This is a genomic window from Mucilaginibacter dorajii, from assembly GCF_024808255.1.
Classification (GTDB): Bacteria; Bacteroidota; Bacteroidia; order Sphingobacteriales; family Sphingobacteriaceae; genus Mucilaginibacter; species Mucilaginibacter dorajii.
The window spans coordinates 65043-86915 of sequence record NZ_JANTYS010000018.1 but is presented as its reverse complement, the minus strand read 5'-3'; the positions used below and the strand labels follow the sequence as shown (position 1 = coordinate 86915).

Annotated in this window: 18 protein-coding genes; 10 read left to right on the top strand and 8 right to left on the bottom strand. The window is 44.9% G+C overall.

Annotated elements, in window-relative coordinates; genetic code table 11:
* Window positions 1-7: 7 nt before the first annotated feature.
* From FHS10_RS21415 to FHS10_RS21400, 4 genes are all read right to left on the bottom strand, one after another.
* Window positions 8-310, bottom strand: coding sequence for a winged helix-turn-helix domain-containing protein (locus tag FHS10_RS21415; RefSeq protein WP_259094464.1), 303 nt, complete (start codon window positions 308-310; stop codon window positions 8-10).
* Window positions 307-927, bottom strand: a complete 621-nt coding sequence (locus FHS10_RS21410; protein ID WP_259094463.1) for a hypothetical protein — start codon at window positions 925-927, stop codon at window positions 307-309. Before FHS10_RS21410 ends, FHS10_RS21415 begins: the two co-directional genes overlap by 4 nt.
* 472 nt (window positions 928-1399) lie before the next feature.
* Window positions 1400-2809: a glycosyl hydrolase family 18 protein gene (locus FHS10_RS21405; protein ID WP_259094461.1), complete on the bottom strand. Its 1410-nt coding sequence runs from the start codon at window positions 2807-2809 to the stop codon at window positions 1400-1402.
* A 403-nt stretch (window positions 2810-3212) separates the two neighbouring features.
* Window positions 3213-4064: a helix-turn-helix domain-containing protein gene (locus FHS10_RS21400; protein ID WP_259094459.1), complete on the bottom strand. Its 852-nt coding sequence runs from the start codon at window positions 4062-4064 to the stop codon at window positions 3213-3215.
* 88 nt (window positions 4065-4152) lie between these two features.
* On the opposite strand from FHS10_RS21400, the gene FHS10_RS21395 reads away from it, so the two are divergent.
* Window positions 4153-5094: an NADP-dependent oxidoreductase gene (locus FHS10_RS21395; RefSeq protein ID WP_259094457.1), complete on the top strand. Its 942-nt coding sequence runs from the start codon at window positions 4153-4155 to the stop codon at window positions 5092-5094.
* Between the two features lie 620 nt (window positions 5095-5714).
* Window positions 5715-6332 (top strand): nicotinamide riboside transporter PnuC, encoded by a 618-nt coding sequence (gene pnuC / locus FHS10_RS21390; RefSeq protein ID WP_259094455.1) that lies wholly within the window; start codon window positions 5715-5717, stop codon window positions 6330-6332.
* A 1-nt stretch (window position 6333) separates the two neighbouring features.
* On the opposite strand, the gene FHS10_RS21385 is transcribed toward pnuC, so the two are convergent.
* The 3 genes from FHS10_RS21385 to modA are packed head-to-tail and all read right to left on the bottom strand — an operon-like array spanning window position 6334 to window position 8411.
* On the bottom strand, window positions 6334-6951 hold the full coding sequence (locus FHS10_RS21385) for an ATP-binding cassette domain-containing protein (protein WP_259094453.1): 618 nt from the start codon (window positions 6949-6951) through the stop codon (window positions 6334-6336).
* On the bottom strand, window positions 6948-7619 hold the full coding sequence (gene modB, locus FHS10_RS21380; protein ID WP_259094451.1) for a molybdate ABC transporter permease subunit: 672 nt from the start codon (window positions 7617-7619) through the stop codon (window positions 6948-6950). The genes FHS10_RS21385 and modB overlap by 4 nt, the downstream gene beginning before the upstream one ends.
* 15 nt (window positions 7620-7634) lie before the next feature.
* Window positions 7635-8411, bottom strand: a complete 777-nt coding sequence (modA, locus tag FHS10_RS21375; RefSeq protein ID WP_259094449.1) for a molybdate ABC transporter substrate-binding protein — start codon at window positions 8409-8411, stop codon at window positions 7635-7637.
* Between the two features lie 211 nt (window positions 8412-8622).
* On the opposite strand from modA, the gene FHS10_RS21370 reads away from it, so the two are divergent.
* The 6 genes from FHS10_RS21370 (at window position 8623) to FHS10_RS21345 (ending at window position 19886) form a co-directional block, all read left to right on the top strand.
* The gene (locus FHS10_RS21370) at window positions 8623-10110 is read left to right on the top strand and encodes a glycoside hydrolase family 30 protein (protein ID WP_259094447.1); all 1488 of its coding nucleotides are present in this window, start codon (window positions 8623-8625) and stop codon (window positions 10108-10110) included.
* Between the two features lie 217 nt (window positions 10111-10327).
* The gene (locus FHS10_RS21365; protein WP_259094446.1) at window positions 10328-12238 is read left to right on the top strand and encodes a 7TM diverse intracellular signaling domain-containing protein; all 1911 of its coding nucleotides are present in this window, start codon (window positions 10328-10330) and stop codon (window positions 12236-12238) included.
* A gap of 981 nt (window positions 12239-13219) precedes the next feature.
* Window positions 13220-15097 carry a glycoside hydrolase family 30 beta sandwich domain-containing protein gene (locus tag FHS10_RS21360; protein ID WP_259094443.1) on the top strand — a complete coding sequence of 626 codons (1878 nt, stop codon included), beginning with the start codon at window positions 13220-13222 and terminating at the stop codon, window positions 15095-15097.
* Between the two features lie 150 nt (window positions 15098-15247).
* Window positions 15248-16474, top strand: coding sequence for a family 16 glycosylhydrolase (locus FHS10_RS21355; protein ID WP_259094441.1), 1227 nt, complete (start codon window positions 15248-15250; stop codon window positions 16472-16474).
* Window positions 16475-16757: 283 nt separating this feature from the next.
* Window positions 16758-17648 carry a hypothetical protein gene (locus FHS10_RS21350; protein WP_259094438.1) on the top strand — a complete coding sequence of 297 codons (891 nt, stop codon included), beginning with the start codon at window positions 16758-16760 and terminating at the stop codon, window positions 17646-17648.
* Between the two features lie 249 nt (window positions 17649-17897).
* Window positions 17898-19886: a retaining alpha-galactosidase gene (locus FHS10_RS21345; RefSeq protein ID WP_259094435.1), complete on the top strand. Its 1989-nt coding sequence runs from the start codon at window positions 17898-17900 to the stop codon at window positions 19884-19886.
* Window positions 19887-19985: 99 nt separating this feature from the next.
* Here FHS10_RS21345 and FHS10_RS21340 read toward each other — a convergent pair whose 3' ends face one another.
* A complete protein-coding gene (locus tag FHS10_RS21340; protein ID WP_259094433.1) occupies window positions 19986-20633 on the bottom strand; it encodes a hypothetical protein in 648 nt (215 codons plus the stop codon).
* A 19-nt stretch (window positions 20634-20652) separates the two neighbouring features.
* On the opposite strand from FHS10_RS21340, the gene FHS10_RS21335 reads away from it, so the two are divergent.
* Both FHS10_RS21335 and FHS10_RS21330 read left to right on the top strand, forming a co-directional pair.
* On the top strand, window positions 20653-20997 hold the full coding sequence (locus FHS10_RS21335) for a winged helix-turn-helix transcriptional regulator (RefSeq protein WP_259094431.1): 345 nt from the start codon (window positions 20653-20655) through the stop codon (window positions 20995-20997).
* Between the two features lie 374 nt (window positions 20998-21371).
* Window positions 21372-21845, top strand: a complete 474-nt coding sequence (locus tag FHS10_RS21330; protein WP_259094428.1) for a carboxymuconolactone decarboxylase family protein — start codon at window positions 21372-21374, stop codon at window positions 21843-21845.
* The last annotated feature ends 28 nt before the right edge of the window (window positions 21846-21873 follow it).

Here is a 21873-nt window from a genome sequence, read left to right as displayed (position 1 = left end):
AAAAAAATTAAAGCTTCTGTTGTTTTATTAAATTTTCGAGGGCAAGCAGGTGCAGCCTGAAAGCGGCACGGCCTTTTTCTGATGCCAGGTAACGGGTATTGGGTTTGCGGCCTATAAAGCTTTTTTGTACCTGGATGTATTCCTCTTTTTCCAATGCTTTCAGGTGCGATGCCAGGTTGCCGTCGGTAAGGTCAAGCAGATCTTTAAGGGAATTAAAGTCGTAGCTTTCATTGGCAACCAGTACGCTCATGATTTGCAGGCGAATGCGGTTTTCAAACGCTTTATCAAATTGTTCTAATGATATCTTCACTTATCGTATCTAAAATGCATTACCGTACCATAAATAATGTGGAGCAGACCAAAACCGGTAGCCCAAAAAATTAATCCGTAACCGGGTATCAGCGCGGCAAGCAAACCTAACAAAATCTCCAATATCCCCAAACCCCTTACGCCTTTATATGTGTAATGACTGGCCGAAACTAAAGCCAAACCATAAAATATAAGGCTGGCCGATGATATAGTGCTGTACCTGCCTTGCAAAAATAAAATGAGGATAAACAATCCGCCGGTAACTAAGGGGATAGCAAGGTTAATCAGCAGCCTTTTGCTGCTTGTGTTCCAAAAACTCTGCCCCATTTTTTTTGCCTTACGGTAACTTAAAATAATGCCCGTTGCCAGTGATAGGATGAGCACAAATAAGGCTATCAAAAACAGCTGGGGGATTATCTGTGGCGCATTTTCATAATAAACCCGGCCAACTACGCCATCGTGTTCCTTATAAACTATGTTATATGCCAGGCCAGCACCCAAAAGTGCGTATATGCCGGCCATTATACCCGATAAGCCGCTTAGCGAAATAAACTTGGAAGAGCGCTCCATAAGGTCGCGGATAGAGCTCAGTTCGGCGTGAATGTCTTGATCTTTCATTAAAAGTACTTTGTTGTTCAAAGTTATGGATATAATTTATAATTCCAATAGGGAGCGGGAATATTTTTTACGAAGATTTTTAAAATGGTTTTAGGAAATGTAATAGCACAAAAAGAATCGTCATTACCTCGTAACTCTTATTTATAAGGGCGTCTATGATGTAGACCTGGTAATCTACTCCGTATGTCGACGAAAATTCACCCCGGCAGCGCTTCGCTGGCCGACCCTCCGGCAAGCCGCAAAGAGGGTTTTAAAAAACGGAAAACTTCCCGCCCCTCTATGCGGCTTTGGCCGGAGAGAGGGGAAGACGGGCGTAGCCGAGTCGGGGTGAGTCGTCTGCGTTATGCTTTCCTTCAGATGCTGTCGAAAATGAAACAATTATTATTGTGAAAGAGGAAATCCCGTGACTTTCCAAACAAAAACAGCCGATGCACAAATGCACACCGGCTGCTTATAATCAAATTATTAAATACTACTGATTAATCCCGAAAGCTTCCCAGCCCGATGCCGTTGTACGGGTACAGGTCATGGGTTGCGTGCCGTTTTCGCTGGAGATGAATTTGCCGTTGTTTCCCCTGAGGGTTACTTTACCATCGGTTGTGGTTATCCAGTCGAATTTTTCCCAGTCGCCGGCCGTGGTACGGTTACAGGTAATGGCCTGCGTGCCGTTTTCGCTCGATACATATTTACCCATGCTCCGCAAGGATACCTTGCCGCCGCCTGCATCAACAACGGTAAATGTTTCCCATGCCGATGCTGTTGCCCGGTTGCAGTTCATGGCCTGGGTGCCGTTTTCGCCGCTTACATATTGATTGTTAAAGCCTTTTAAGGTAACGGTTTGGCCAATAGGCGCAGTTGTGCCGCCACCCGTACTACCGTGGGTAAGCACAATAGCATTTATGGCCGATAGCAAAGAGTTGCTACCTGTGCCATCGCCGGCCAGTTCCCAGATCATCATGCCGCCGGCCTGGGCAAATGCCAGGTTGGTTTTGGCCTGTATAGTCGGGATGCCGTTATACCCAATGGTTTGAAAAGTATCTGAATTAGGACTGCCACCTTGTGACAGGATCACGTTATAATTAACCGTTAAATAATCGTAACGGTTATCGCGCCCGTAAAACGGTACACCCAGAATGGCTTTGGCTGCCGGCAAGCCCCTGCCCAGCCAGTAATTTAAACTGTTTACCGCCGACTGGTAGGTAGAGTGCTGGAAGTTGTTATCATCATAATCCATAATGTTAATCCAATCCAGCGTGGTAAACATACCATCAACCACATAACTTGCCGAATTGGCTATAGCGGCAATGGTACATACCTTGCCATTGTTATGCATGGCCGTAGCCAATTGCTGCATCAGCGTATAAAAATTATTAGCCTCGGTACCTGCTGATGGAAACTCCCAGTCTACATCAACACCATCTATACCATACTGGTTTACAAAATTCACCATGTTATTCACAAAGGTGGTACGGTAGCCGGCGTTGGCTACAATGCTGTGAAAAGCATCGCCACCACCGCCACCGCCAACAGAAATAAGCACTTTAACATTGTTGCTGTGCGCGGTGGGGATGAGGCTGGTAAATTTGCTCAGGTTATCAAGCGGATCAAGGCTGCCATCATTTTCGGGTGTTAAAAAGGCGTAGTTAATGTGTGTTAACTTGGTAAACTGAATAGTGTTTAGTTCGCCCTCCCAACTTGGCAAATAACCTATTACTTTAAAATTGGCCGCGGTAACGGCCAAACTGGCCTGGTTGCCCTTCACCGCGTCGGCATTTAAGGGAGCCGGACCCATATTACTGAAATTATCCTTTTTACATGATGCCAGTGCTATTACAAAGGCAAACAAGCCACAAAGTAAATAAGAGTTAAAATTTGATCTCATAAAGTAATGGTTAAATGGTTTATATAATTATTGTTGATTACAGGCATAGGCAAGGCCATAAAACCATTATTCAAAAAGTGTTTACCGGGTACATGGCTACTAAATAGCTGCAACCCGGCGAGTGATAAAAATGGTTTTCAATAGGTTTTGCAGCTATAAAATTAACTTATGAAGATGTAATTAACTCATTATAAATGCCTTGTATCGATCTGATACGCATTGATAGCAAGCGCAGTAGTGTATTTGTAGTGCAGGTTTAGGATAAGCGGTGCAGCGTATTTATTTTACCCGATACGCTTAACTCACAGTTTAATTTTTAATTGAGAATAAGAAAGGTATTGTAGGAATATTCATTGTCCTAAATGAACAGGAAGATCTGTTTATAACGAACAGTTTGAACCAATTACGAAGCCCTTGCCAGCTGCACAACCTTGCGATACTCCTTAGGGCTTTGGCCTTTTTGCTTGCGGAAAAATTTGTTGAAATGACTTTCATCCGTAAAGCCAAATTCGCCGGCAATTTCGGTAAGGCGTTTATCGCTGAATTGAAGGCGGTGCTCTATCAGTTTGGTTTTATAGTTGGTAATGTATTGTTGCAGGGTTTCGTTGGCGTGCTTTTTAAAATAACGCCCCATATAGGCCTCAGATATGCTGAAAACATCGCTGATCACATCGGCTTTCAGCTTTTCGGGATAGTAAATATTGTGCTGTACATATTGCAGAATATCCATGGCCTTTTCTTCGGTGCCCATATTCACCTGCTCGGGCAAATAGCGGGCAATGTTACGGGCCACTACAATGATCAGGGTATTTACCAATTGCTGGATCAGCTCCTGGTTGTATATATCTTTGTGCTCGTACTCGCGGATGATGGCTTCAATCATAGGGCCAACCAGCCGTTTATCGGGTTGGTTTTTGAGGATACAGCCCGGCTGGTGATTGGCATTATGTAAAATATACTCCAGCCGTTTAATGTTTTCGTTTAGCAAACCGCCTTTTTTAAGGTAGATATCGTTAAACTTCAAAAAGAAAAACCCGGTAGGGGTTTCCACATCAAAAGAGTGGCAATCTTCGGGCGTTATCAAAAACATATGACCCGGCCCGTAATTAAAACTGCTTTGGTTAATGCATTGTCTGCCCGTGCCCGAGATAATAAAGATCAGCTCAAAAAAATTGTGCTTATGCTCAAACTTGGGGCATTTATCTAAAGTGCAATAAGTAATGGAGAATGGTTCGTACAAATTTTCCCTGATCATGTTGCAAATGTACCAAATTATAGAAATTATGTACCAATTTAATTATAAATATTGGTATAATTTTGTTCTTTTAATCAGGGCAGTAAAAATGAAAGCAATAATTTTAAAAGAGTTTGGCGGAGTAGAGAATTTCCAAACCATCGAAATCCCCGTACCGGTCATCAAAGCCGATGAAGTATTGATCAAACTAAAATCCATCAGCATAAACCCGGTTGATGTAAAAACCCGCGAAGGCAAAGGTATGGCCAGTCGTATAAAAGATCCGATGCCGATTATTTTAGGCTGGGATATTAGTGGTGTGATAACCGAAACGGGTGCAGATGTAACCGGCTTCAAAGCAGGCGATGAAGTTTTTTCGATGATCGAGTTTCCTAAATTAGGTAAGGCCTATGCTGAATACGTGGTTGCAAAACCGTCGGAATTAGCCATAAAGCCGGCAAATATCAGCCATGATGAGGCTGCGGCCGCCACATTAGCGGCTTTAACTGCCTGGCAAGCCTTAACCCTTCATGTAACCATAAAATCCGGCGATAGGGTATTGATCCAGGCGGCAGCCGGTGGTGTTGGCCATTATGCGGTACAAATTGCCAAACACATGGGTGCTTATGTTATAGGTACTTCATCGGCAGCCAACAAAGATCTCATCCTGTCGTTAGGTGCCGATGAGCATATCGACTATCATGCGCAGTCGCTTGAGCAGGCAGCCAAAAATATCGACTATATATTGGATCCGATAGGTGGTGATAACACATCGCTTTTACTTAACATCGTTAAAAAGGGAGGCACTATCATCAGCATTATGGGGGGCTTAACTGAACCGCTTTTACAAAAAGCCGCCGAACTTGGTATCAACGCCCATAACATTTTGGTATACCCCAGCGGTGCGGATATGGAAACCATAGCGGGCTTTTTAACTAAAGGCATTGTTAAATCGGTTGTGTACAAAACATTCCCTTTTGACCAATTGGCCGATGCGCACCTGGAATTGGCAAAAGGGCGGACTGCCGGGAAAATTACGCTGGCGTTTTAAGAGCTACTGTGTGTACACATCTTTTTGTCAAAGAAAAATGTCATTTCGAACGAGCAAACGTGGGAAAAAGCGGGGGGGCGAGGAGAAATCTTCGGCGCCTTGCACGGCCGGCTGTCCGCTTTTAAAAGATTTCTCCTCACCTCCGGCACACAAATCCCTACAGGTTCGTTCGAAATGACAAACGTTTTTTAATTATATGGTAAAAATCAAAAGATGTGTACACACAGTAGGTTTTAAGAGGGGAGAAATGGTGGCTTAAATGTGTTTCTGCACGCATAAGTTGAGCTCCGCTGGAGCTCTAAAAATATTGATGGATTATTGGTACCAAGCTTGCACCCCGATGTGGTGCCTGGCCGGCTGATCGGTGTCTTTAGATGATTTTAAACTCAACCCCATTAACAAGGTACTCCAGAGGAGCAAAAGCTTTGTAGAAAACACACAAATGATTATCTGTGCCCCGGCGGGGCACAACACAGCCTGCAAGTTGTAAAACTTGCAGGCTCCTTTTATCATTCTAAAAACAACATTATTGAGGATACTAACTATAAAATGGTATCTCTGTAAAAAACGTGCAAACCTCAACTTTGCCCCTTACGTTTCCTTTTATATATTTGAGGTAAATGCAATTCCTCTCTATCGGCAGTCACATCATCCAGGAAATCAGGCAAACCAGTTCCCTGGAATGGATTGGCGCCATAACAGGTATTGGTTGCGTATACCTTGCCGCCCGGCAAAATATCTGGAACTGGCTTACGGGCATCATCAGCGTGTTGGCCTATCTCATTGTTTTTTTTGAAAGCGGTTTATTTGGCGATGCCGGCTTGCAGATCTATTTCCTGGGCACAGGCATTTACGGCTGGTACTTTTGGCTCCGTAAAAAGGAACGGCAGGAGAAGCCGGTAATCAGCTTAAACCTTAAGGAGTATAGCCTGGTATTATTGGCCACGCTGGGCCTTGCAGGTTTACTTGGACTGTTCCTTCAAAAATTCACCCCAAGTAAGGTGCCTTATATCGATGGGTTTTGTACCTCGGTAAGTTTTATGGCCCAATTGCTCATGACCCGTAAAATATTGCAAAACTGGGCGCTTTGGGTATTTGTTGATATTTGCTATGTGCCGCTATACATTTACAAGGGGCTGTATGTTACCGCGATATTATACATCATTTTACTGGTACTGGCCAGTATTGGCTACCGCGATTGGTACCGGGAGTATAAAGGTTTAAAACCGGCGACGTAGTCTATTCAAATACCAGCTCATCGGTAGCCCATCCATCCAGTTCCTGAGGATTGTGGCTTACAATGATGGTTGTGATTTCCATCTCTTTTAAAAGTACGCTCAGTTCGGCCATTAATTCTGCTTTCATTTTAGGGTCGATGGCCGAGAAGGGTTCATCCATCAAAAGCAGTTTTGGCCGGGTGGCCAGCGCACGCAGTATGGCTAAACGCTGTTGCTGCCCGCCCGATAAGTATTCGGGCTTATGGGTTTGCAGGGTATCTAATTTACCCAACAACAATAAGCGTTTTATCCATAGTTCATCTGTGGTAGCATATTCCAGGTGTTGCCTTACGGTCATGTTAGGAAATAAGGCATATTGCTGAAACACAAAACCAACGTTTCTTTTTTGAGTGGGTACATCGATCTTTTGTTCCGCATCAAACCAGGTAATCCCCCCGACAACTATCCGTCCTTTTTCGGGTTTGGTTAAGCTGGCTATTACTTTAAGAAAAGTGGTTTTCCCCGATCCGGATGGGCCGTAAATTTTGGTTACACTGCCGGCAGTAAACTGATGATCAACCTTGATCACCTGCTGCCCGTGGTAGCCTTTAAGCTTTTTTTCGATGGTTACGTTGATCATCCTAAGTGGCTTTTGGCTTGATATTTATTAAACACAAAAACCGCTATCACCAGTACAAACGTAATGGAAAACAAAATGAGCGAGTAATTATTGGCCGATGCATAATCCATTTTCTCAACTGAATCATATACCGCTATGGATGCCACCCTTGTTACGCCCGGGATATTGCCGCCTATCATCAGCACCACCCCAAATTCGCCCAGGGTATGGGCAAAGCTGAGCACTATGGCTGTTAACAGTGATGGTTTGATGTTGGGCAGCAACACACTTTTAAATGTTTGCCATTGGCTTTTGCCTAAAGTATAGGAGGCCTCAGCCAGGGAAGCGGGGAGCTGCTGCAAAGCCGATTTTACCGGGCCAACCATAAAAGGCATACTGTAAATTACCGATGCCAAAACCAAGCCCTGGAACGAGAATACAAACTGCACATCAAAACTATCGCGCAGCCACTTGCCTATACCATGCTGCGGACTAAATGCCAGCAGCAAATAAAAGCCCAATACCGATGGTGGCAGCACCAATGGCATGGTTATAATAGCCTCAATGATGATTTTAAAAAATGATTTGCCCCGCGATAGCCACCAGGCAAAAGGCACGCCGATTACGATAAGCAAGGCCGTAGTGATACCTGCTAATTTTAGGGTGAGCCAAATGGGCGATAGGTCCATCAACAAAAATAAGGGTTATTGTACACGGTAGCCATAGCTTTCAAAAATACTTTTAGCCGCAGGGCTCAAAATGTATTGGTAAAATTTCTCAGCGCCAGGGTTGCCGCTACTATGTTTTAAGATCACCATCCCCTGTAAAATGGGCGCGTAATCTTTTGGGTTGATCACCTGGTAAAAAAGCTTCGTTTTATTTTCGGTTTCTTTAATAAGCGATTGGGTGGTAAAGCCAACATCGGCCACACCGGTAGTGATATAAGTGTTTACCTGCGAAATACTTTCGCCATACACAATTTTCGATTTTACGTTATCCAGGATGCCTTTGCGCTGTAAAACCTCTTCGGCTGCTTTGCCATAAGGGGCAATGGCGGGGTTGGCAATGGCCAGTTTTTTAACCCTGGCGGTTAACAAAAGCCTTTCCCAGTTATTAAAACCGATATCCTGTGAACTGCAGATGATCAAACTCCCTTTGGCGTAAACCACGGGTTTTTGTAACGCGAACCCGCTTTTAAACAAAGTTTCGGGGAAACTCATATCGGCAGATAAAAACACATCAAAGGGGGCTCCGTTACTGATCTGTGCCACCAGTTTGCCCGATGAACCTACGACCGGGTCAATGGTGATGCCCGTTTTTTGTTTAAAATCTTTTTGTAAAACCTCAATTACGGTTTGCAGGTTGGCCGCGGCCGCAACCCTTACATTTTGCGCAAATACCGGCAAATGTGCCAAAACGCAAAAGGCAATTAAAAAAAATATGCTTTTTATTGCCTTGTTATTGTATTGTTGATGTTTCATTGGTTTTTGTTTTGTTTTAATAAGCCTGCACAGGTTTGCTTGGGATTAAAGCGTATCAATAAATAAAAAACAAAGCGTTTGATACTATAACACCACAAATATATACTTGTTAAGCGGTTAATTGATGTATATATTAGTGATGCTTAACCACTAATTTAACCCAAATTTAATACCAATTGAAAACAATTTAAACTGTTTTTACAAACCCGTTATGAAAATAAATTTCACCAGTACTGTTATTACCTCGTTCATCACCCTTAGTGTTTTTAGCGCGTCGTCGTGCGGTAAAAAATCGTCGGCAGGCACTGTTACGCCTGTCAACCCGGTTACCCCGGTTACGCCCGTAACACCCGTAAGCAGCGATGTAGCCATGTGGCTTACTACTGCCGATCAAACCAACGTGTTCAGCAAGCAAAATGTATCTATTAACTTCGGCACCAGCGCGGCATCAGGTCCGTTGATCAATATTGACGCGGCAACCACCTACCAAACTATTGATGGCTTTGGCTATTGCCTTACCGGTGGCAGCGCCCAGGTAATTAACCTGATGAGCGACGCTCAAAAGAACGATCTGCTTACCGACCTGTTTGCAACGGATGGCACGCATATAGGTGTAAGCTATTTAAGGATCAGCATTGGCGCATCAGATCTGAGCGCTTTTGATTACACTTACGATGAGGTAACACCTGGCCAAACCGATCCCGACCTGAATAGCTTTTCTATCGACCAGGAAAAAACCGACCTGATCCCTATTCTAAAAAAGATAATCGCCATAAACCCAGCTATTAAAATACTGGCTACCCCATGGACAGCCCCAACCTGGATGAAAGCCTCTCCGCTTGGTGAAAACGGCTTTAAAGGAGGAAGCTTAAATACGACCTATTATGACGCCTACGCCAAATATTTTGTAAAATACATTCAGGCTATGAAAGCGCAGGGTATTACCATTGATGCCGTTACCCCGCAAAATGAACCGCTGAATGCCTATAATAACCCGGCCATGACCATGCAATCAAACGAGGAAGCCAATTTTGTGAAAAACAATCTCGGTCCGCAATTTAAAGCCGCTGGTATAACCACCAAAATTATTGTTTACGACCATAACGCCGACCATCCTGAATACGCCACCGACATTTATAAAGACGCTGCCGCTAATCCTTATATCGATGGCGCGGCATTCCACTTATATGCAGGTAATATCAGTGCTGTTTCTACAGTACACGATGCTTACCCTGCTAAAAATCTTTATTTTACCGAACAGTATACCCCTGCAACAGGCGGTTTTGGCGGCGACTTGTCATGGCATGTAACCAACCTTATTGTGGGCGCTACCCGCAACTGGTGCCGTAATGTGCTGGAGTGGAACCTGGCTACAGATCCATCGTACGGGCCGCATACAAACGGCGGCTGCGATGGTTGTAAAGGCGCTTTAACTATCAATTCGGCAACATCGGTTACACGTAATGTATCCTACTATATTATTGCTCACGCATCCAAATTTGTGAGGCCGGGCGCGGTGAGGATAGCATCAGATTACCTATCAACTTTACCCAACGTAGCCTTCAAAAATACCGATGGCTCAAAGGTGCTAATTGTGTTAAACTCAGGTACTGCGCAGCAAACTTTCAGTTTTAAAATTGACGGAAAAACGGCCACCTCAACCCTGGGTGCAGGCTCGGTTGCTACATATGTATGGTAAGTGTCAATACTTTATAAAAGTTATTAAAAAGCACGGCGAAACGAGGGGCGAATTTGATAGAAATGTATTTTAAATAACTGTATTATATACCTTTAATAGGAATATAAAAATAAATATATTATCATTGTATCCGGCCTGACGCTAACCAACTAACCAGCTTTCGTGCCCGCAGAACCAAGCTGCGGGTACGGGAGATACTTACCCCGTTTGCCTGCGTATGTTTAAACTTTTAACAAGATTAGTTACAACCGTTTTCCTGTTATTTTTTTGCCTTACTGCCCCCACATCAGCCCAAACTGTTGTACCGCTTAATGATAGCATAAAGCAACACATATTTGAATACAAGCAGGTTTATTACTTTGAAGATACTACTGGCCTGGTGCAATTTAACCCCGAAAACATTCCCGCTTTTGATACCCGCTTTAAAGTAAATCCCGAGCCGACGCCCGTTACCAGGAACATCAATTCAGCTTATTGGTACCGCATCAAAATAGGTGGCAACCCCAACACCAAAAACAACTGGCTACTGGAGTTTTTTGATCAAACTATTGATAGCATCACTGTTTATGCACCCAACGCGCAGCACCAATATACCGCCACGCTTTTGGGCAGCAACCGCCCTTTTGAAGCCCGGTTTTATCACCACAAAAATTTCAGTCTTAATTTAATTAACCCCAACAATGGAGACGCGGTTTATTATGTGCGTATCCGGTCGCACCATTCGGTAAACGTAATTATGGTGCTGCGTACCGTAAGCTGGTTTATCAGTTACGCGCTGGATGAGTACTTCTTTTTTGGGGTTTTTTATGGGATGATATTGGTTTTTGGCCTGTATAACCTCATGATGTTTGTGGCCATGCGTAAGGTGCAGTACCTGTACTACATTGCTTACAACATCAGCATCGGCCTTTATGAAATGTGTGCCGATGGTATTGCCTATCAATATATATGGCCTAATAACCCTGTATGGAACCATTATGCTTACGGTATAGCCCTGTTTGCCGCAAGCATTTTCGCGGTGTTGTTTACCCAAAGTCTGCTGAATTTAAAACAGAACGCCCCTGGTTTGTATAAAGCTACCAGTTGGGTTATCGCTTTGCGCAGTGTATTTTTCCTGGCTTGCCTTACCATCAATAACAGCTGGTTTAATTATAAGATCATTGAGTTTGTGCCGCTGTTGCTGGCATTTTACTCGGGTTGTTATACCTGGGTTAAGGGTTATAAACCGGCCAGGTTCTTTGTAATTGGGTATTCGTTTTTATTGACCGGCTTTATCATTAAAAGCTGCATAGCACTTAACTGGTGGGTATTACCTGTTACCGAGTTTGCTTACTATAGCCTGAGCGTTTGTTTTATTACCGAAATGCTGTTCATCTCTTTTGCCATAGGCGATAGGGTGCGGATACTTAAAAAACAAACGGACGATGCCCAGCTGGCCATTATTGCCCAGATGAAGCAAAACGAGGAATTGAAGGATAACCTGAACAAACGCCTGGAAGAGCAGGTGCAGGAACGCACCAAAGAGCTGGTTGAAAAATCATCAATGATAGCCGACCAGAACGAGGAGCTACGCTCTGTTAACGACCTGCTACAACAGCAGGCCGAAGAAATTTCGCGAATGAATGTGCTGTTGGAGAAAGATAACATCATCCTGCACAATGATATTGAGAAGGTAACACATGATCGTGTGATGTCGGCCGAGGTGGACTTTGAAGAGTTTAGTAAGATCTACCCCGATAGGGAAACCTGCTTTAAGTTCCTGAGCGACCTGAAATGGGAAAACGGTTACGCCTGCCGCAAATGTGGCGGAACACATTATGGCGGCGGGCATTTGCCGTACAGCAGGCGCTGCTCAAAATGCGGTTATGAAGAATCGGTGATAGCTTATACCATTTTACAAAACACCCGCATCCCTATCAACAAAGCCTTTTACATGATCTTTTTAATGTACTCTACCAAAGGAAAGATCTCATCGCACAAATTATCAGAGATCCTGTCTATCCGCCAAAGCACCTGCTGGGCCTACAGCACGCGCATCAAAAAAGCCATGGAAGCCCACAAAAAAGAGATCAAAAATGCCGGCTCAAAAGGCTGGAGCAAATTGGTGATTGATAACTCGGTGGATTGATAGGTGGATTTCTTATATCATTGATTCGTGCCTACCCACAACATGTTGTAAAAGTGTTTGTCATCCTTCGTTCTTGCCCATGAAAAGTTCTTGGGCTGGTTATTTTTTAAATCCTCTTGAGAGGGGGCGCGCCGGAATAAGCGATGGCAGGGGTGTGTTTAGCCAGCGTTCTATCGCTTGCATAACACACCCCTCCCTCTCAAGCTACTGTATGTACACATCTTTTCATCAAAAAAAATGTCATTTCGAACGAGCCGGGTAGGGAAAAAGCGAGGCTGCGAGGAGAAATCTTATACGTCTTGCACGGCTGAATGTCCGCTTTTATAAGATTTCTCCTCACCCCGGCGCACAATCCCTGCCGGTTCGTTCGAAATGACATCGTTTTTGTTTAGTAATACGATTTCAGAAGATGTGTACACACGGTAGCCCTCTCAAGAGGGGATTCGCACACGCCCTCGCTTTTAATCGTCATTCCCTCCTTCACAGTCCGCAGATTTTATAACTCGCAATGACATAGTTTTATCATCTAAACTCCCTTTCCTCTTAGTGTTATTCAAACACCACAGCTCTATTTGAGCGCAATCCTCCTTTATTTTCTTTAAAATTAACTGCGAGGTAAGCGTATCGCAAAAAAAATGCGATTCTTTAAAATGTGGGTTTAAAGCGTTTTAGCATCGCCTTTTAATATTTATGTTACTGCTAATCAAGCGTATCAAAATACATATAATATACTATTAATCAGTTATTTATGAACATTATTCTTGTTTATTACGTTTAAAATAGCATAAATTTGTTTTACAATTACAAACCATACATACGTCTGTCTTCCTGAAAAATAGTTTTAGGCACTGTCTTTTTTGCAGCTGCTTAGTCGTCAATGTTTTAAGCATTGGTTAAACTCTTTGTGGGCTTAAACATTGCGCAGCCAGGGTTTTGTGGTGGATTTTACCTTGCAAATCAATTAAACCAAATAGTAATTTTATGAACATCAACTACAATTTAAGGCGATTGACAGTCCTCACCCTGCTACCCGCAACCCTGCTGTTTTCCTGTAAAAAGGACGCCAACACCGGTGCTGCCAAAGCGCAGGAAACAAGCGGCACTGTTGGCCGTGCCGCCAACGAAGTGGTAAATGCCTGGGTAACCACATCCGATCAATCTAAACTATTACAGGCCCAGGCCAGCTTCAATTTTGCTGCCGATGCGGGCACCAACGCTACCACGGTAACCGTTGATGAAAACACCACCTACCAGGGTATTGATGGTTTTGGCTTTACTTTAACAGGGGGCAGCGCTAGTTTATTGAACGGACTTGGTGGTAACCAGGCCGCGGTTTTAAATGAACTTTTTGGAACTGCCAGCGGGCAGATCGGTATCAGCTACCTGCGTATCAGCATTGGCGCATCTGACCTAAGCTCAAGCGATTTTACTTACGATCAGGTGGCCGGCGATGTAAACATGAACAGTTTCAGCATCAATCAGGAAAATACCGATTTGCTGCCCATTCTGAAAAAGATCATCGCCATCAATCCATCCATCAAAATTATAGCTACCCCATGGACGGCCCCAACCTGGATGAAAATAAACACCACAGGCAATAACGGCTACACCGGCGGAAGCTTAAACACAGCTTACTACGACGCTTATGCCCGCTATTTTGTAAAATATTTGCAGGCTATGCAAGCCCAGGGCATTACCATTGATGCCATAACCCCGCAAAACGAGCCGCTTAACCCATACAATAACCCGAGTATGGTGATGCAGGCCGGCGAGGAAGCTAATTTTATCAAAAACAATCTTGGTCCGCAGATTAGGGGGGCAGGTTTTGCCACCAAGATCATCGCTTATGACCATAACACCGATAGGATTGATTACCCCGAGGCTGTTTTGGCCGATGCCGGAGCCAACCCTTATGTTGATGGTTCGGCATTTCACCTGTATGCCGGGGCTATAGCTTCTTTGAGCGATGTGCATAACGCATACCCATCTAAAAACGTGTACTTCACCGAGCAATGGGTAGGTGCGCCAAGTAACTTTGGCGGCGACCTTTCATGGCATGTAAACAACCTGGTGATAGGCGCTACCCGTAACTGGAGCCGTAACGTGTTGGAATGGAACTTAGCTGCAGATGTTAACTATAACCCCCATACCGCCGGCGGTTGCAGTACCTGCGTAGGTGCTATAACTGTAAGCGGCACATCCATTACCCGCAATGTGGGTTATTACATTATCGGTCACGCGGCACGTTTTGTTCGCCCGGGTGCTGTAAGGATCTCCTCGAATCTATCCGGCGATATCCAGAACGTGGCTTTCAAAAACTCTGATGGCAGCAAGGTACTTGTCGCGTTAAACAGCGGATCGGCCAGCGTAACCTTTAAAGTTAAATGGGGTGCCGAATCTTTCACTTATACCCTGGCAGCAGGCGCGGTAGCTACTTTTAAATGGAGCGGCACACAATCAAGCAGTTCATCATCCGGCGCACCTATCGGTTCGATAATTACCCTCAAAGGCATCAATAATCAATATGTAAGCAGCGAGAATGGTACCACAGCCATGAATTGTAACCGACCAACCGCGTCGGCATGGGAGCAGTTTACCGTGGTTGATGCCGGCGCAGGCAAAATAGCGCTGCAGGGAATGGGCAAATACGTATCGAGCGAAAACGGTACCCAGGCCATCACCTGTAACCGCGCCACATACGGCGACTGGGAAAAATTCGACTGGGTAGTAAATGCCGACGGAAAAATTTCCCTGCGCGGCAACAACGGCAAATATGTAAGCAGCGAGAACGGCACCCAGGCCATGACCTGTAACCGGGCTACCATATCGGGCTGGGAAGCGTTTGGCGTAAATCAATAAAAAAAATGTAGAGACGCAACATTTTGCGTCTCCCGCTTGCAAATCAGGTCTTGCAAATTTGCTTGTCTGGTGGGAGACGCAAAATATTGCGTCTCTACATTAAAAATCAACCCTTGCAATCCACCAATTATTTACCAAAATACAAACTTTATGAAAACACTTTTGAACTTAAAGAAGGGCGCTTTAGCCTTAATGGCCCTGGCTGCTTTAGCCACGTCCTGCAAAAAAGATTTAAACCACCCGTCATCACCGGCCAATGTCGCGGCGGCCGATGCTAATCAAACCACCACGCCAAGGGCTGCCACCCTGGTTTGGAGCGATGAATTCAACGGTACCAGCGTAAACACCGCCAACTGGAATATCGACAACGGCAATCCGGGAGTGAACAACGAGAAGGAGTATTACCAGTCGGCAAATGCTACTGTATCGGGCGGTTATTTAACCATTACCGCGCGTAAGGAAACCGTAGGCGGACAGCCTTACACCTCGGCCAAGTTAACCACTGCCGGCAAATTCCAGCCAACTTACGGGCGTATTGAGGCCAGTATCAAACTGCCGGCTGTACAAGGCACCTGGCCTGCCTTTTGGATGTTAGGAGCCAACATTGGTACCGTAGGGTGGCCACAGTGCGGCGAAATTGACATTATGGAGCAGGTAAATACCTCCAATACCATATTGGGTACCATGCACTGGTATGTTAACGGGCACTCGCAATATGGCGGCAGTACAACCACCTCGCCAACCGGCTTTCATACTTACGCGGTGGAGTGGGATACCAATTCTATCCGCTGGTATGTGGATAACACCTTGTACGTAACCGGTAACATCGCAGGTAACATCAACAACACCGGCGCGTTCCATAACCCGTTCTTTATTATCCTTAACCTGGCCATAGGCGGCGATTTGCCGGGCAATACCATTAACGATGGCGCGCTGCCTTGTAATATGGTGGTTGACTATGTAAGAGTGTACAACCTGTCGGGCAGCAGCACTTCGCCGCCAATAGGTTCAAACATCACCCTTAAAGGTTTCAACAACCAGTATGTAAGCGGCGAAAACGGCACACAGGCTATGAACTGTAACCGTGCCACTGCTTCGGCCTGGGAAACGTTTACCGTAGTTGATGCCGGCGGTGGCAAAGTGGCCCTGCAAAGCATGGGTAAATATGTAAGCAGCGAGAACGGTACACAGGCCATTACCTGTAACCGCACAACCGTTGGCGACTGGGAGAAATTTGACTGGATAACCACCTCAGACGGTAAAGTAACCCTGCGAGGCAATAACGGCGATTTCATATCGAGCGAAAACGGCACACAACCCATGACCTGTACCCGCACAACAGCATCGGGCTGGGAATCTTTTGGGGTAAATCAATAGTTATCATTTATATTAGCCTGCCTTTTATAAACCAAAGGAGTACAGATTCTTCTAACTAAGAAGGTGTCATTTCGATAGAGCGAAGGAAGGGTGTGAGCGTGGCGCGAAAGAGAAATCTTATATGACAAGTAACGTTTGCATGTCGTATAAGATTTCTCACCTTTGCCCCGCAAAACCCCGCCTTCCAAGGGTGCGAAATGACAACGTTTTTAGTTTAGAAATAGACTAATAGTTTGTACATACAGCGGTTTTATAAACCAAAGGCAGGCTATTTTTTTACCTGATGAAAAAATTTACCGGTTTTTTAATGTTGATGTTTTGCGGCATAGGCATATTACACGCACAGTCGGTTGATCAAAAATTGCAGGTGGCTGTATCAACCGGCTATCAGCAGGAAAACTTCCACTGGTCAATCTCGGGCAATATCAGCGGGCAAAACCCCAATGTATTATCCGAGTTAAAGTGGATGAAGGTTGGCGGCCAAAACGTAGCGGCATCTGCCAGCTATAATTTTTACAAAGGCTTTGCTGTTTACGCCGATTACTCCCGCCAGTTTATATCCACAGGAACGGTAAACGATTCAGATTATGGTAGCGATAACCGTACAAACCGCACCTACAATGAAACCTTTAACGCCAATAAAGGTAACACTCGGCTATGGCATTTAGGGGCAGGCTATGTTATTTTTAACAACGACAGGTTTAGCCTTACCCCATACGTGGGTTACAGTGAAAGCAAAGAAAACCTTCGCCTTTTAGGTAGCCCTAACAGCAATCCCGATTTAAACAGTTCATACACTCCCTATTGGAAAGGCGGCTTCTTAAAAATTAACTCTACCATTAAACTGGTTAACAAACTGGCCTTTAAGGCCGATGTTACCTATCACCAGTTAGGTTACACCAGCAATGGCAACTGGAATTTGATCACCAGTTTTCAACACCCGGTAAGCTATCATCATAACGCCAACGGCTATGGTATAAACGTGGGTGGCAAGCTTAATTACAACATTATGCCGCACCTGGCCGTGTATGTAGGCGGCACTTATTTTAACTGGCAAACCGGCAACGGCACCGATCAGCTTTACCTCAATAGCGGCGAAGTTGATAAAACACAGCTGAATGAGGTGGTGAGGAATGGATTTGAGGTTTATGGGGGATTGAGTATCAGCTATTAATGTCACCGCTTTTTTTCTTTCCGTAGAGACGCATATTTGCGTCTCCCGCGTGCAAATGCAAACAAGCAAATCACTTATGCACATCAACCCTGTATTTTCGCTCTGTATAGTGGGAGACGCAAATATGCGGCTCTACAAAAGTTGTCACCCCTGCTTTTTTCTCATCACAATTTGTACGGATTGCATTATTCCGCGTGAGTATTAATGCTTAGTTTAGGGTGATATAAACCACCGTTTTTCTCCTCTACTATGAACATCAAACTGTTACTTTCATTTTGCCTGTGCCTGCCTATCGCTGCATCATTTGCCCAATCGGCAAAAAGCTATCATGTAAAATCGCCCGACGGTAAAATTGATCTAAGCGTAAGTGCAGGGGCTGCAATTAGCTGGGGCGTAAAATACCAGGAAACCGAAGTGATCACCCCGTCAACCGTATCCATGACACTGGCCGGCGGCGAGGTATTGGGTAAAAACGCGGTTGTAAAAAGCAGCAAAGCTTCATCGGCCGATACCTATTTTAATACGCCTATTTATAAAAAAGATAAAGTTCACGATCAATACAACCAAATTGCCATCAATTTTAAAAGCGACTATAGCCTGGTGTTCCGTGCTTACGACGATGGGGTAGCTTACCGCTTTATTACCCAAAAGAAAGGTGAGATCACCATAGCTAATGAAGAAGCCAATTTTAATTTTAAGGATGATGATAAGGCCTTTTTGCCCTTTGTAAACGATTTCAGGAACAAGGATAAATGGACAACCTCTTTTGAGGCCTTGTATGACAACATCAATATATCGGCAGTAAAAAAGGATACACTGGCATTTTTACCGGTTTTGGTAGATGTGGCAAACCCCATCAAAGCCGCCATTTTAGAGGCCGACCTGGAAAACTATCCGGGCATGTACCTAACCAGCGACGGTCAAAATTCCAAAAACCTGAAAGGGGCTTTTGCGCAATACCCCACGGTTGAACAAACCGGTGGTTACGCCAATATGAATTATGTGGTTAACGGCCGGGCCGATTATATTGCCAAAACGCCGGGCAGCCGAAGCTTCCCATGGCGGGTGGTGATCATTAGTACTGAGGATAAGCAGCTGGCCAATAGCGATATGGTTCAAAAGCTGTCGTCGCCATCACGTGTGGCCGATATCTCCTGGATAAAACCCGGCAAGGTAGCCTGGGACTGGTGGAACGATTGGAACATCAGTCATGTTGATTTTAAGGCAGGCATCAATAATCCCACCTATAAATATTACATCGATTTTGCATCGGCCAATAAAATTGAATACGTGGTATTGGATGAAGGCTGGTCGAACATTGTGGATCTGAACCAGATTTCGCCTGATATCAACCTTCCCGAATTATTGGAGTACGCCAAACAAAAAAATGTAGGCCTTATCCTGTGGACCAGCTGGTATGCCCTCACCCGCCAAACAGACGCGGCCTTAGCCAAGTTTTCGGCAATTGGCGTGAAGGGTTTTAAGATAGATTTTATTGATCGTGACGATCAGAAAATGGTATCCTCGCTTTATGATATAGCCCAGAAAGCAGCCGATCATCATTTAATAGTTGATTACCACGGCATGTATAAACCAAGTGGTATCCAACGCACTTACCCCAATATTTTAAATTTTGAAGGTGTAAAAGGTTTGGAGAATGTAAAATGGGGTGTGGTTAATCACCCGGGATATGATGTAAGCATCCCCTTTATCCGTATGCTCTCTGGTCCGATGGATTACACACCCGGCGCTATGCGTAATGCTAATAAAGCTAATTTTCGCCCGGTTAATGGTAATCCCATGAGCCAGGGTACCCGTTGCCACCAGTTAGCTATGTACACTATTTTTGAGGCCCCGCTGCAAATGATGGCCGATAACCCAACCATTTACACCAAAGAGCAGGAGAGCACCGATTTTATAGCCGCTGTACCCACCACATTCAACGAAACCATAGCCCTTGACGGCAAAGTTGGCGAGTACGTAGCCATAGCCCGCCGCAAAGGTACCACCTGGTTTGCCGGTGCCATGAGCAACTGGGACGCCCGGGACCTCACCGTCGATCTGTCATTTTTAGGCGAAGGCAGCTACAAAGCCATTATTTTTGAAGATGGCGTAAATGCCGATAAAGATGCAACGGACTACAAACGAACTGTAAGCACGGTAACGGCTAAAGATAAGCTGGCTGTAAAACTGGCATCGGGAGGTGGCTGGGCTGCAAGGTTTGAGAAGGTGCAGTGAATCCTTGATTTCTCACCCATAGCAAGCTATAAAACCCAGATTTACGAAGTTTTAAAAACTTCGTAAATCTTTTCGGTGCGTCGAATTTTACCCCCTCTTTTATCCCCTTCTCACCAGCGGCACCTGCAAATTAGTTGGCCTGTTTTCTGGTTTATCAAAGGCACGGCCGTCTACGTTTTTGCTGCCATTAAAAAACAGGTCGTTATAAATATAGATGAGATCGTAGTCAACATAAATTTGCCCCTCGGTAAGGCCGAAGGCAGGGAAGGCTTTGCCCTTTACATCCTGCATTACGTTTACTTCCCATTTGTTAAAAACAGTTGTCGGGATTTTGTTGATGGCATCGGCAAAGCCCTGGTGCAGCGGTGTAACCTCGTAAGCTTCATCGGTAACATAATCAACCTGGTAAGCGCCCTCGGCTATAAGGTGTTCTCCCCGGAAAATGATATGGCCTTTAATTTCAATTTTCACCAGGGGCACTTTGCCGTTTGGGTCGGCATAGTTGATAACTATGCATTCAAATTTATCACCGGCAGTGTATCTAAAAACCCGGGTAAGGTAAAACGGCTGGATGGCACCCGTTGCCGATGGACTGATGCTGGGCCGCACTTCGGGTGTTATACTTACCCATTCGCCGCCTATAATGTACTGTTTAATCTGTTCTGCTGTCATTTGGTATTTGTTTTTGGTGATAGTAAAGTTGCTATCTTTGTCTATATCAAACAAGTAGTCTGTATAAAGCATCATAGTACATTTTTTTAGACCAATGGCCAATACACGCAAAAACAAAGATTTTAACCCCAATAATTGCCCGGTAACCCACTGCCTGAACCTTATTGGCGGCAAATGGAAAATCCTGCTTATTTACGCCATCAGTAAAAACTGTAACCGCTTCAGTAAGTTGCAGCGGGCTATCCCGCTTATCAGTAAGCAAATGCTGGTAAACCAGCTACGTGAACTGGAAGAAGACCAGATTATTGAGCGTATTATTTATGCCGAGATCCCGCCGCGGGTGGAGTATAAGGTTACAGATTACGGCATGTCGTTAATGCCGGTTATTGGTGTTTTGCAACAGTGGGGGCTGAAGGACCTGGAGCGGTTATCGGCGTAGTTTTTTTTTAATTATATCAGAAAGGGAACCGTTGTTGCGTTATAAAATTCCTGGAGGATGAAGGTGGAAATGACGTAGATGGCATGGTGGCTACGACTCACCCGGCGAGGCTACGCCCGCCACCCTCTCTCCGGCAAGCCGCAAAGAGGGTTTAGAAAAAACGAAAATTTATAGCCCCTCTATGCGACGCAGTCGGAGAGAGGGGCAGACGGGCGTAGCCGAGTCGGGGTGAGTCGTCTGCGCGCGGTTTACGTTATGCTTTCCTTCATCACCCAAGGGTTTTAAAATTCGCAATAACCGGATCTTAACTTATTTTTCTGCCACCTTGTCCTATTTCTTTTGCTCCGGTCGTCATAGCTGTAAAATCAAAAACTATGGAACAACGACTGAATTTTTATCAAAAAGGGCATAGCGCCCTGGCGGGTATGTATGCCTTAAGCCAACACCTGTCAAAATCGCCGGTTGAAAAATCATTGCTGGAGCTCATTCATTTCAGGGTATCACAAATAAACGGCTGCGCTTATTGCCTGGATATGCACTCCAAAGATCTGCGTGCCGCCGGCGAAACCGAACAGCGGCTATATGTTTTAGATGCATGGCGCGAAGCCCCGTTTTACAGCGACAGGGAACGCGCGGCATTGGCCTATGCAGAAGCCATTACCAAACTTACCGGCGCAAACGTACCTGATGAGGTTTATGATGAAGCGTGCCGGCAATTTACCGATGCCGAACTGATTGACCTCACTCTATCTATTGTACAGATCAATAGTTTCAACAGGCTCAATATCACATTTCGGATTAAAGCGGGCGGCTACAAAGTTGGCGAACACGCGGCTTTAACTACTTGATCCCAATCGCCTGTTATTTAACAATTTG